The organism is Shewanella acanthi (genome assembly GCF_019457475.1).
Lineage (GTDB): Bacteria > Pseudomonadota > Gammaproteobacteria > Enterobacterales > Shewanellaceae > Shewanella > Shewanella acanthi.
On record NZ_CP080413.1, the window covers coordinates 2,805,577 to 2,818,372 of the forward strand.

General features: G+C 45.8%; 8 protein-coding genes. 2 read left to right on the top strand and 6 right to left on the bottom strand.

From position 1 onward, the window contains the following. The first annotated feature begins 102 nt into the window (after positions 1 to 102). Positions 103 to 1,167 carry an HD domain-containing phosphohydrolase gene (locus K0H61_RS12210; protein ID WP_220049592.1) on the top strand — a complete coding sequence of 355 codons (1,065 nt, stop codon included), beginning with the start codon at positions 103 to 105 and terminating at the stop codon, positions 1,165 to 1,167. Between the two features lie 101 nt (positions 1,168 to 1,268). On the opposite strand, the gene bdpA is transcribed toward K0H61_RS12210, so the two are convergent. Then, a complete protein-coding gene (gene bdpA / locus K0H61_RS12215; protein ID WP_220049594.1) occupies positions 1,269 to 2,780 on the bottom strand; it encodes a BAR domain-like protein A BdpA in 1,512 nt (503 codons plus the stop codon). Positions 2,781 to 2,941: 161 nt separating this feature from the next. Beyond that, on the bottom strand, positions 2,942 to 4,288 hold the full coding sequence (locus K0H61_RS12220; protein ID WP_220049596.1) for an MATE family efflux transporter: 1,347 nt from the start codon (positions 4,286 to 4,288) through the stop codon (positions 2,942 to 2,944). Positions 4,289 to 4,672: 384 nt separating this feature from the next. Here K0H61_RS12220 and K0H61_RS12225 point away from each other — a divergent pair, with 384 nt between their 5' ends. Continuing rightward, positions 4,673 to 6,214 (top strand): MFS transporter, encoded by a 1,542-nt coding sequence (locus K0H61_RS12225; RefSeq protein WP_220049597.1) that lies wholly within the window; start codon positions 4,673 to 4,675, stop codon positions 6,212 to 6,214. Positions 6,215 to 6,271: 57 nt separating this feature from the next. Here the strand turns inward: K0H61_RS12225 and K0H61_RS12230 are convergent, their stop codons facing one another. The 4 genes from K0H61_RS12230 to K0H61_RS12245 all read right to left on the bottom strand — a co-directional run bounded on the left by K0H61_RS12230 (position 6,272) and on the right by K0H61_RS12245 (position 12,691). Then, entirely contained in the window at positions 6,272 to 6,793 is a 522-nt protein-coding gene (locus K0H61_RS12230; protein ID WP_220049599.1) for a DUF3087 domain-containing protein, read from the bottom strand. A gap of 106 nt (positions 6,794 to 6,899) precedes the next feature. Then, positions 6,900 to 7,997: a CobW family GTP-binding protein gene (locus K0H61_RS12235; protein WP_220049601.1), complete on the bottom strand. Its 1,098-nt coding sequence runs from the start codon at positions 7,995 to 7,997 to the stop codon at positions 6,900 to 6,902. An 88-nt stretch (positions 7,998 to 8,085) separates the two neighbouring features. Next, on the bottom strand, positions 8,086 to 9,441 hold the full coding sequence (locus K0H61_RS12240; RefSeq protein WP_220049602.1) for a DEAD/DEAH box helicase: 1,356 nt from the start codon (positions 9,439 to 9,441) through the stop codon (positions 8,086 to 8,088). 199 nt (positions 9,442 to 9,640) lie between these two features. Continuing rightward, positions 9,641 to 12,691 carry an EAL domain-containing protein gene (locus K0H61_RS12245; RefSeq protein WP_220049604.1) on the bottom strand — a complete coding sequence of 1,017 codons (3,051 nt, stop codon included), beginning with the start codon at positions 12,689 to 12,691 and terminating at the stop codon, positions 9,641 to 9,643. Between the last annotated feature and the right edge of the window lie 105 nt (positions 12,692 to 12,796).

Genomic DNA, 12,796 nt, shown 5'->3' on the forward strand with positions numbered 1-12,796 from the left:
GCCTTGCATATAGGACAGCGTCCTTTATTATTTTTAATTATCACCTACACTTCTTCAAACATATCAGTAAAAATGCCGAACTTTTAAAGGAATAAGTGCGTTATGTTTGTGAAAGACCAAGACGCAAAAATCATGATTTGCGATGATTCCATCACTAACACCCTCATTCTCAGCGCGTATTTAAAAGATGCTGGCTACGAGCTTATCACCACATTAACAATCCCAGAAAAAGTGGTTCCCGAACTGGCCAATGGGGGATATCAGTGTCTTATTCTCGATATCGAAATGCCGCAAATGAGTGGCTTTGATGTTATGGAGTTGATCCGAGAAACCCAAGTGGTCGATGAGTATTTTCCGATCATCATCATGACAGGTCGGCAGGATGCCGAAACCCGTAATCGGGCGCTTGAAAGCGGTGCTGCCGACTTTATCAATAAACCCTTCGATCAGACTGAAACGCTACTTCGAATTCGCAATGCACTCAATGTGTATCGTGCCTATAGTGCGATGCAGCACCATGCACATGAACTAGAACGCCAAGTTGAAGCGCGCACCAAAGAACTCTCAATAGCCAACAGTTTATTAATCGAACGCTTAGCAAAGGCGGGAGAGCTTAAGGACTGCGACACTGGTCGTCACGTTCTGAGAGTCGGTAAATATGCGAGGGTGTTGGCCGAAGCTCTGCACTTGCCCGGTGATCTGTGTTTTATGATTGAACAAGCGGCGCCTCTGCACGATCTCGGTAAAATTGGCATCCCCGACGCTATCTTGCTTAAACCCGGAAAATTAAATGCTGAAGAACGGCTTAAGATGAACGAGCACACAAAAATTGGCGCAGCACTGCTCGAAAATCATCAATCCCTTTTAGTGAATATGGGCGCAACTATTGCCCTCTCTCACCATGAATGCTGGGACGGAACGGGCTACCCCAGTGGGTTACAGGGGGAATCAATTCCAATTGAGGGCAGGATCACCGCAATTTGTGATGTGTTTGATGCACTCACCACTAAACGCCCCTATAAGGAGGCTTGGTCCGTCGAAGATGCTCTAACAGAAATCAATCAGAAATCCGGAAAGCAATTTGATCCTGATCTAGTACGCTTATTTGTAGCTAACCTTGATAAAATTCTCACGATTAAAGAAAGTTATCGGGATAATCGCGCGTAAACAGCAAACCCTAATGAATAAAAAAGCACATTACTTTCTATATGAAATCAATGCGCTTTTGTCATTTTACGGCACTAATTAGCCTTGATAGTTAACCCGCCTTACATAAAAGCTTCCGTAAAGGCTTCCTTCGACTGACGAATATAATTGCGCGCCGTTTGGGCATGTTGCTCCCATACCGCCCGATCACTTGCCTCAGTGAAGGGGTTTTGTTCAGCGGCAATAGAACGCTCGAAGCGGTCATAATAGGTCAACATCGCCGAGGTAATCTGATTAAATCGTTCCTTAAACTCTTGGAATTCATCCATTTTTTCAGTGGTTTTAATCATATACTGCACAAGCTCAGCGTTATTATTCGCAGCTAATAATGCCTCCGCCTTAGTACTAATATTCGTGCTCGTTTCCGCCATGATTTGCGCACGGGTTTGCTCATCTTTACTCATCACTTGGCTGTAATTTTCAGGGGTGCGAGCAATACTGGCGTGCTGTAAGTAACCACGCAGATGCTTGTCCAAATCCTTACGGAAAGTATCCAAGTTTTTCTGCATCGCAATCAAATCATTATCGAGCGCGGTGACCTGCTGCAACTCTTTCTCTATTTCCGCCATAAAGCGTTCGGCCTGTTGGTAAATCTTAAGGCCATTTTCCTCGGCAAATTTTCTGTCACTGCGGCTGAGATCGCCATTTTCGTAGTTTGAACGGTCGAAGGTCGCCGCCAAAAATGACTTAAAAGGTTCAGCAAAGGCCGAATATGCTCCTGCACTGACCACGTTTAAGGTTGCGGTCGCTAAGTCTCCGAAGGGTTTAACCATAGAACCTAAGCGTGCCTGCTGAATAGGCGAAGCAACCCGTTTGGCATCCTTAAGTACATTTCTAAAGGTGTTATAACCCAATGGGTTAGACATCTTATTACGCTCAGATGTCGCTAACACGAAAGTAATGCTCGAATAAATCGCATTAGAATATTCGAGATATTGTCTTTGGCTTTCAAGCTGCGCTGCGTAGTTCTTACCTAAGGTTCTAAAGGACTCAGCCTGCACCTCGTAGTTTTTATCCGCTTTTAATTTATCAAGGATGCCACCAATGATTTTTTGCTCATTTTTTTGCAGGGCAATATCGAGGTGAATTTTATCTAGGGTTAAGTCATCGAGGCTAATAGGACCATTAATAGCCTCAATATCAAGGCGAAGATATTGACGGCTCGGATCGTCAATCGACACTCGGTGTGCTAGGTATTCAGTATGGCCCGGTGCAATATCAATTAGCGCAACATGTTGCCACTGGGCATCGAGTTTTAATACCGGTGAGGTCAGTACATTGATGCGATACTGGGTTTGAAGGTTCTGAGTCTTGACCCAAAATTCCAATAGCCCGGCCTCAGCAATCGGGTATTTACTCACAATGCTGCTATTGCCTTCGGCACATAACAGCGCACTTTCACCACTATGGGGCTCGGCGCCTTCAAACTGACATCCCATGATCCAAGACCAAGGTTGAGCGAGCCGGTTACCTTCAAAATCACTGGCAAACACTAACTCATTTTCTTTGGCACTGGTATTAACACTGGTTAACACGCCAAACAACAGCATTGAAATAACTGCAGCGGTGCGCATAAAAGCCTCATAAAACATAATAAAAACATAAGGTAAAGAGTCAGCAGCAGGACTCTGTAATCAATCCCATAAGCTGGCTTATTTTTAAGCAGGGATTAAACCAGCGCAATGTATCAGAGCCCTTGGCAACACGCTAGCCCCTAGGGATACATCGCCCCCCGTTATCGATGGGAATGGTCGAGACGCTTTAACGCCCAAAACATCCAAACCACCAGCATAGTGCTACAAGTTGCGAGCGATACCCATACCCCATTGACGCCAAAAGCCCAAGCAAAACAATAAATAATGGCTGCAATCAGTAGCAGTTTAGTACCAGTTAGCATAGAAGCCTGCTTGGCGCAGTTAATCGCTTGAAAATAGCTTGCTCCAACTAATATTAATCCTTCAAAGGGTAATCCCCAGAAGTAATAACGCATCCCTTCAATTGCCACAGGCGCTAGATTTGGGTTGTCTCCGGCAAATAGATACACCAACCATTCAGGGCGAGAATAAATTAACGCCAAACCGCAGGCGGCAGTCAGTAGCGTCATACCAAACGCAATATTGCGCGCTTGCTTTACCCTATCATACCGTCCTGCACCGGTATTAAAGCTGTAAATAGGCTGAGTACCGAGGGCAATCCCTTCAAAAATAAGATAAAAGAAGGCTTCGGTATAACTCACCACCCCATAGGCAGCGACATGCAAGGGACCACCCACCCACAAAAAAGCCGTGTTGTGTAGGGTTAAAACAATAGAAAGATACAGATTCATTAAAAAGCTAGGTAAGCCGACCCGAGCGATATTCAAACAATGGTCAAGGTTTAGCTTCATCTGCTCGAGATTGATCTTAAGCTGGGTTTTATCGCCGAAAAAATGCTGCAGGCACAATAAGCCCGTGACCGCCTGCGACAACATTGTCGCAATCGCAGCGCCCGCCAGACCAAAGGGAAATACCGCGATAAACAGCCAATCTAAGAAAGTATTGAGTACCCCTCCTAAGATTAGGACATAGGTCACCATCGTCGGCCGACCGTCATTGCGAAGCAGTGACGTAAACGCCATCGAGATAATGGGGAAATGGCACAGGGCGAAATACCAGAACAAGTATTCGTTAGCGTCATGAAGGATTGCCCCTTCGGCGCCAAGGGCAGTCAAAATATCCTGGGAGAATACTGTGCCTAAAAGCGCAAAAATGCTGCCCGCCAGTAAACACAAACTAAAAGCATTACCGAGGAGCTTTCGCGCCTTTGCCACATTGCCTTGGCCCAAGTTTATCGACACTAACGCCGCGCTGCCCATGCCGATCATCGCGCCAACGGCATACAAAATTGCGCCAACGGGATAAGCCAACATCATGCCCGCAAGCCCAGTTTCACCTAAGTAATGGCCAATAAAAATCCCATCGATGGTAACGTAAACACCCGTCACTAACATGGAGGCAATCGTTGGAATGGCATAGCGCCAAAATAATTTAACGATAGGTTCCTGTAGCAGGCGTTGATCCGCACTTGCGGTATTGGTTGTCATAACCCTGTATCACCTTAGGCACGCATGGGAGGAAAATAATATGGATGTTCAAAAATGCGGCATCGAATTGTACCCAATTTTGGCATGTAAACCAAACCGTAATTTATCACCTTTCTGAGAAAAAACCTTACGAGACAGATACTTGTAAAATTCATTATTTAATAATCAAATCATTAACTTGCTAGAGAAAAAAATATTGGTCTTGAAAAAACATTATTTTCACCACTTTTTTGGTATTTCTCGCTTAATTAGGTAAAGTGTTGGCAAAAAATAGCCTTTAATCGCTTTTCTTTATGACGAACTTGGCATAAAGAAAATCATTAATATGCTATATAACAAAGAGTTAAATCATAAAAACTCAATAACAAGAACAAAGGAAAGGACATGCAGCAAAATAGTCCAAATTCAGAGAATGATCTGAGAGAAGTCAAACAGTTAGGGATGTGGGCATCCATCGCTAGCCTAAGTTATATTTTCTGGTTAGTAGGCGGCATGGAGTTAGTCGAACGCATCGCCTACTACGGGGTAAAAGCCAGCGCCGGTCTCTATGCCAAAGCACCTGAATCGGCGGGTGGTTTAGGTATCAGCCTAAGCGATTACGGGGTTATCATCTCGCTATGGGCGATTATGCAGACCTTTGTGCCAGTTTTCACCGGCGGTATTTCTGACCGCGTGGGCTACAAGGAAACGATCTTCGCCTCCACCATCATCAAGATTGCAGGTTATCTGACGATGGCCTTCTTCCCCTCTTTCTGGGGCTTTCTGGCAGGGTCATTACTGCTAGCGACAGGTACAGGGATATTTAAACCCGGCATTCAGGGCACCTTAGTGCTCTCCACCAATCGCAATAATACTTCGATGGCGTGGGGTATTTTCTATCAGGTGGTGAATATTGGTGGCTTCCTTGGCCCCTTAGTTGCGGTGCATATGCGCCAGCTGTCATGGGATAATGTGTTCTTTGCCTGTGCGGCCATTATTTCTCTGAATTTCCTGTTTTTATTAACTTACAAAGAGCCAGGCAAGGAAGAGCGACTCGCCCGAAATGCCCAAATACGCGCAGGTAACATCCAACAAGATGCCCTGTGGCGAGATGCTTGGCATGAACTCAAAAAGCCCATTGTTATCTATTACATGCTGGTATTTTCAGGCTTTTGGTTCCTGTTTAACTCCCTTTTTGACGTACTGCCTATCCATATTTCCGAGTGGGTCGATACCAGTGTGATTGTCACCTCGTTATTTGGCACTGAAGGCACAAGTAATGGCATTTTACAATTTTGGCTTGGGCTGAATAACGAAGGCACTAAGGTCATGCCTGAGGGCATGTTAAACCTGAACGCAGGCCTTATCATGACCAGCTGTTTTATCATCGCTGCCCTAACCGCTAAATATCGTATAACCACTTCGATGCTGATTGGCTGTTTGCTCAGTATCTTAGCCTTTGTGTTCATTGGCGCATTCCATGCAGCCTGGTTTATCGTGTTGGCCATTGCGATGTTCTCCATCGGCGAAATGATGATAAGCCCGAAGAAAAACGAATTTATGGGTAACATTGCTCCAGAGGGTAAAAAAGCCATGTACCTCGGCTTTGTCATGTTACCTCAGGGGATAGGCTGGGGTTTAGAAGGCTATTTTGGCCCTAAACTCTATGAAATTTTTGCATCGAAAGAGCTTTTCTCTCGGGAATTATTGCTTGAGCGCGGTATGAGCGCCAACGACGTTGACGCGATTCCCCTGGGTGAAGCATTCACTACCCTAGTCAGTTACACCGGACAAACGGCTAACGAGCTGACTCAGCTCCTGTATCATAGCCACAATATTGGCATGGCGTGGTACATCATTGCCGCAATAGGCACAATCTCGGCAGTGGGGATTTATATCTATGGTAAGTGGTTACTGACGTTACAAAGGGCTCAGCAGGCAGCTTAACCCCTTTCGATTTATCATATTTGCTATAGGTCAGTGAGTGCTTAGCATTCACTGACCTTAATATTTTTCGAGTAATCCCACCTCAAATTGCGAGACATTTAAGGTTAATCCCGCCGCATCAATTTGCGACTGCAACTGCCCGAGTTCCTTTTCAAGGTGAGACAGTGTCAGGGTATTGTCGTCCAATTGATAAACCAGCCTTAGGCTAGAATAGTAAAACAGCATAATTATCAAAGCACTACTCTGGTTTTCTGCCGCAGCCGATTTAATCTTAGCGAGTTTGCGATAGGTGCGGTTTTGTAATTGTTTTAATTGCCAAACATAGTAAATCTCATGAAAAAAAGGTTGAGTTTTTAACTGATTAACTACAAGACTACAAAGGAGTACTGCCAGAATGACTCCCAATAAATTCCAGTGAAAATTACCAGTCGGTTCACCCGGTATAGCCTCAACACCAAATAGCGCAATAAGACCTGCGCCAAACCCAAGGGAAAGTAAAATCAACCCACCCACCAAGCACACTAAAAATAAGTTCATATTCTTGCGATAACGACTTTTATCTACCTGTTGTAACTTCATAAAGCGTCCAAATTTAGGAGTGAATTTGCTGGCGCTAACATAGCATCATAAGCTGAATATTAACTAAAAAGGTGATAGTAGTTTTTAATCGTTTAAGACTAAGCAACTAAGCAACTAAGCAACTAAGCAAAGCTTGCTCTAATGGGCCAACATTCGGCTCGTGCATGCTTATCATTTCAATGCGAGAATCCATACAATCCTCCAGCTCAGACACGCTCATTTCACCGTCAATCCAGTTAATACCCGCAATACCATCAGTGGTTATCATTACCGCCTTTAACCTCAACAATCCAGCCACTAATTTTTGGGTTTCTAAGCGCTTAATCAAGGTCATCAGCGCATCAAAATCAAATTCCAACTTGGGCTGAAATACCCATCCACAGCTAAAAAAACCGTCACTTTGATTGAGTTTTCTTACTATGCCACGTTCATCAAACGCTAATGGTTTTTCTGAACGGATTGCAGTAAATATCCCCTGCTGTTCGATTCGATTTATCCCCGGCAATAACACACTGCTCTGTTGAGTGATTGGCGTATGGGTACGACGCTTATTGATCCGAGGATGATTAAGCAACTTAACAAGCTCATTATTATCGTCTTGAATTGACACAAGGTTGCTATGGCGTAATACCTGCGCATCCGCTTGGCCAATTTGCTCAAGGAAGCAGGCCAAGGCATCATCTAAAACCACTGTGCATTGGGCTTCAAACTCTGGGTATAAGTCGGACTTAGTCGCGACGATGATATCGGCCACCAATAGCTGCAGCCGAAATAGCGCATGTTCAAGGTAGCGGCTATCGGTGAGTTTTCGCAAATCGACGAGGCAAAAGGTCCCCTTAAGGTCGATGACATTTTGGTAATGGGGGGCGCTTAAGAGTTTAATAATCTCGTTTGGATGCCCAAGCCCTGTGGGCTCGATAAGTAAGCGATCGGGTTTAGCACGACTGATAAGTTGATTAATCGCTACCTGAGTCGGTACACCCGCTGCGCAGCACATACAACCGCCCGCCACTTCTCGGATTTGCACGCCTTTGTTATTGGCATCCATTAAGCCTGCATCAATACCCACTTCACCAAATTCATTGACCAGAATTGCCCAAGTTTCACCCTCGGGTTTGGCTGCGAGTAATTGTTTGATTAATGAGGTTTTACCAACACCCAAAAAACCTGTGATGATATTAGTAGGAATGGCTTTGACTATCATTGACGCACCTGCACAGCTAAGGGGCTTTGAGTGTAGGGATATTCCCAATAAAGCTCAACAGCACAGATGCGTCAGTTAGCATTAACGACTAGCGAGCCTTTGGCTTTCCCTTAAAAGACTTTGCCTTGTCATTAAATGACTTACCTTTATTGGCATCGGGATTCGCCTTATCCTTAGTATATTTGCCTTCTCGCGAGGGGGTTTTACGGGCACGGGCCTGACTTTCGCTAGACTTCCCGATTACAGAAGGTTTGTAATTCCATTTAGCGGTTTTGGTCTTCACGGCTGGCAGCTCACGGTAACGGGCAGGTAAAGGCGAGCCCTCTTCGTAACCCGGTTGTACAGACACCGGCAGTGTGAAGCCTATGAGCGCCTCGATTTCAGCGAGCATTTCATCATCCGAGGGTGACACAAAAGAGATAGCGCGACCTGAAAGCCCTGCACGACCTGTGCGCCCAATACGGTGCACATAATCTTCGGCAAGGAATGGCAGTTCTAAGTTAATCACTATCGGCAAAGCCTCAATATCGAGGCCCCTTGCAGCCACATCAGTCGCCACTAATACTCGCAATTTGCCCGTCTTAAAATCCTCAAGCACTCGATTGCGGGCGCCTTGGGTTTTATCGCCATGGAATACCCCAGCGCTAATCCCATCTAAGCTCAGTTCCTGTAGAAAATGCTCAGCGCACTCTTTGGTGCTGGCAAACACCATCACCTGACGCCAGTTATTACGACCCACCAGCTCGGATAACAGCTCTGCCTTACGACGTTTATCAACGCGGTAAACCAACTGTTCAACCGTTGATGCCGTGGCGTTTTCGGCCACGTTCACCCACTCGGGTTGATTGAGCATCTTATGGGACAGAGCTTTAACAGCGTCGCTGTAAGTCGCTGAGAAAAGTAGCGTTTGATGAACAGGCGCGATCAAACGTTTAACCTTTTCGATATCACGCACAAAGCCTAAGTCCAACATGCGGTCGGCTTCATCGACAACGAGTGTAGTCACATCGGCGAGGGATAAATTGAACTGACCAATAATGTCGAATAGACGCCCTGGCGTTGCCACCAAAATGTCCACGCCCTGCTCCAGTGCTTTACGCTGTGGATTCATATTGGCGCCGCCATAAACCGCAAGGGTTTTTAATGGCAGAAACTGGCTGTATTTCTGAATGTTGGCACAGACTTGAATCGCTAGCTCGCGGGTCGGGGTCATCACCAGTGCGCGCAGTTTTGGGGTATCACAGGTGTCTTTGGCCAATTTTTCAAGCACGGGTAGTGCAAAGGAAGCCGTTTTGCCCGTTCCCGTTTGCGCGCAGGCCATTATATCCTTGTCCTGTAAAGCGAGTGGGATAACCCGCTCTTGAACTTGGGTGAGCTCTTGATAACCGCACTCGGTAATGGCATTTAGTATCGGGGAGGTTAATCCGAGTGTGTCAAATTTCATAGCAACTCTTTAGCCTAAGGCCGTATTGAAAGGTAAAATTTCAGAAATCCACTAAAGGAAAATAGTGACCAACAAACGCAAGGTTAGCTACGCTTAACATCAACGCCTAACTAGCGACCTCGTATTTTAGGCCGCGGAGTCTAACAAATTCCCCTCCGTATTTATAGGCAAGTGTTTACGCGTTCATCGTTAATCCCTATTACACTGTTGCCGAAGTATTATCAGTGCAAGGTTTTATATACCTCTTAGCAAACTCATCGGCTGTTAATGGTTTGGCAAATAAATAACCTTGTCCATAATCACAGCCCGCATCGAGCAATACCTGTCGCTGCGCCTGCGTTTCAACGCCTTCGGCAATCACCTTCATCCCTAATTTATGGGCCATCATGATAATAGCTTCACACAGCGTTTGATCGTTTTCGTCGGAATCCACATTACGGGTGAAGGATTGATCGATTTTCAAATAATCGATATCAAATTTTTTAAGGTATGCCAGCGAAGAATACCCTGTACCAAAGTCATCCAGTGACACTTGTACCCCTGCATCACGGTAGGCCAGCAGTTTTTCCGTCACCCCCATACTGGCATCCAACAAAAGACCTTCAGTGATTTCGACGCACACCCCTGAACCGGTAATATCTAAGTCTTGAAGCAATTCTAACCAGTTGTTAAGTAATGCTCCCTCATCACGGAACTGGATGGGAGATTTATTCACACTGATTTGGATCTCAACGCCTAAGGTCTCACGCCATTGTGCACTTTGACGCGCTGCCTGCTCAAATACCCAATTTCCAATCTCGACTATCAGCCCAGTATCTTCAGCGATGGGAATAAACTCCGCGGGGGACACCTGTCCCCGTTCGGGGTGATGCCAACGCAGCAACGCCTCAGCTTTGGAAACACAACCGTTAGCTAAGGTCACTATGGGCTGAAAATGCAGCACAAACTCATTATTTGTGAGCGCCATACGCAAATCTTGAATTAAACGCATGCGGTATCTGGCGTATTCCTGCATCGAGGCGGTGAAATAATTAAAGCGATTACGTCCCTGATCCTTGGCCGCATACATGGCCTGATCGGCATGTTTAAGTAGCCCTTCAATGCTGGTGGCATCATCTGGATATAAGGTGATCCCAATACTGGCACTGATGTAGGCAGTTTCCTCGCCTAATTCAAAGGGTTCGGCAAGGCTACGAAGGATATGCTCGGCAACACGCTCTATGCCCTTGTGATCGACCATGGCACTGAGTACGACGGTGAACTCATCCCCCCCAAGGCGTGCAACCACATCGGTATCACGCACACAGGCTTTAAGCCTTGCCGCGGTTTCGATAAGCAACAAGTCCCCCATGGCATGCCCGAGGGTATCGTTGACTTCTTTAAAGTAATCTAAATCTAAGAATAACAAGGCAAAATGATTCCGATTACGATCGGAATGTTTAATTTCTGCACTGAGATATTCGAGCAGCATTCGCCGATTTGGTAGTCCTGTTAAAGTATCGTAATTAGCTTGCTTCCAAATTAAATGCTCGCTTTGTTTCTTATCCGTTATGTCTGAAAACAGCGCTACGCGGCGAAAGGGTAAGCCATCTTTGTCCTTAATGGTGTTGATAGTCAGCCATATTACATATTCTTCCTTGTTGCGGCGTCGCTGCCACATCTCCCCCTGCCATTCTCCGGTTTCACGGATAGAGGCATTCATATTGGTATAAAAATCATGTCCGTTGAGGTCGCAATACATGATGCGAATATGTTCGCCCACCACTTCCTCGGCCTTATAGCCGGTAATCTCACAGAAGGCGGCATTAACCGTAATGATAACCCCCCGCTCATCGAGCACACTCATGGCCTCAGAGCTGTTTTCATAGACCAGCGCCGAGAGTTTTAACGACTCTTCAATCAGTTTTGAATCGGTAATGTCGGTGTAGGTGCCACACATACGCAGCGCATTGTTGTTTGCATCACGACTGACAACTTTGCCAGTATCCAAAATCCAGCGAACCTTTCCCTCAAAGGTATTGAGTCGGTATTCCATTCTGTGCTGCGGTGTTTCGCCGCGAATATGAGCCTCTATCGAATGCAGCACCTTAGGCCTATCCTCAGCTAAAATAGCGTCCATCCACAGGCGGCTATTTGCATTGAGCTCGTTAATATCACAACCCAAAATGTCAGCACTACGAGCATTACGCTCGATGAGATCCCGTTTGATATCCCAATCCCACAATCCTAACTCACTGCTGCTTAGTACCAATTCAAGCTGCTCGCGACTCGCCAATACTTCACTGTCGGCGAGGGTTTGCGCGGTGACATCTAAAAATCCAGCTATAACAAGTTGAACCCCATTATGACTGCGCTGACAGGCCACCATCATATGGGTATAAACAATGGACTCATCCTTGGCAATAAAACGCTTATCCATCTCATAATTATCAATTTTCCCCGCCAGCATCAGCTCAAAGTTCACCAAATCAGCTTCAACATCTTCCGGATGGGTAAGTTGTTTCCAAGACAGGTTCAGCAGCTCATCCTCCGTGTATTTCAGCATTTTGCACAATCGAGGATTGACCTTAATCCAGACCTGTTCGGGGCTCGTGATGGCAATTCCTATGTTGCCAACATCAAACTGGCTTCGGAACAAAAAGTCATCCTGCAAGCGAATTTGCTCATCCCGTTCAAGCTCATATCGCCGTGATAGTAATCGGCTCAATAGCCAGGTTGCTATGGGGTATACCGTAAGCACAGGAAGGGAGATTTTTTGTAATACTTGCCAAGCGGAATCGCCGGGAAGCAGGAGAAACCATGCCAGCATTGCCAGATGGACAACATAAGCAAAGGTGAAAATTTCGCGAGCCGAGATTGATGCGAGCTGATATTTTCGAAATTTGCGCCAAATAATGCCAATGAGTCCGGAGGTAATGATCACCCCAATACCAATCCACGCGGCGCTGCCGCCAATGGTAAGACGATAAAGAGAAGTCACAATAATGGCGACAGCAGTAGATACGCCACCAAAGAACAAGCCAGAAACACCAAGAAGCACGGATCGAGTATCAAAAATAATGCCTGGCTCATACATCCACGGCGTACTCATAATCGTCACGCCAATGGCGGCAATCAGAAACCCAATACCAATCCGCCACAGCACAAAATGCTGACGCTGGTTTTTCTTTGGTATCGCGTCATACAAAAAGACCAATGCGAGTAATAATGCCGCATTCTGAATGAGCGGAAAAAAAATGCTTGTGTCCATAAAAAGTGGGAGCAGCTCCATTGATGAGAGAATAAGAATCGCGGAATGACGTCCCCACCAATAGTGTAGCAGAATAGCTTACAAATCATGGTCTAATTACAGAAT

Bases quoted from the DNA above. Each gene is read 5' to 3' on its own strand.
- K0H61_RS12220 (WP_220049596.1), bottom strand. From the start codon at position 4,288: ATGACAACCAATACCGCAAGTGCGGATCAACGCCTGCTACAGGAACCT.
- K0H61_RS12210 (WP_220049592.1), top strand. From the start codon at position 103: ATGTTTGTGAAAGACCAAGACGCAAAAATCATGATTTGCGATGATTCC.
- K0H61_RS12235 (WP_220049601.1), bottom strand. From the start codon at position 7,997: ATGATAGTCAAAGCCATTCCTACTAATATCATCACAGGTTTTTTGGGT.
- bdpA (WP_220049594.1), bottom strand. From the start codon at position 2,780: ATGCGCACCGCTGCAGTTATTTCAATGCTGTTGTTTGGCGTGTTAACC.
- K0H61_RS12245 (WP_220049604.1), bottom strand. From the start codon at position 12,691: ATGGACACAAGCATTTTTTTTCCGCTCATTCAGAATGCGGCATTATTA.
- K0H61_RS12240 (WP_220049602.1), bottom strand. From the start codon at position 9,441: ATGAAATTTGACACACTCGGATTAACCTCCCCGATACTAAATGCCATT.
- K0H61_RS12230 (WP_220049599.1), bottom strand. From the start codon at position 6,793: ATGAAGTTACAACAGGTAGATAAAAGTCGTTATCGCAAGAATATGAAC.
- K0H61_RS12225 (WP_220049597.1), top strand. From the start codon at position 4,673: ATGCAGCAAAATAGTCCAAATTCAGAGAATGATCTGAGAGAAGTCAAA.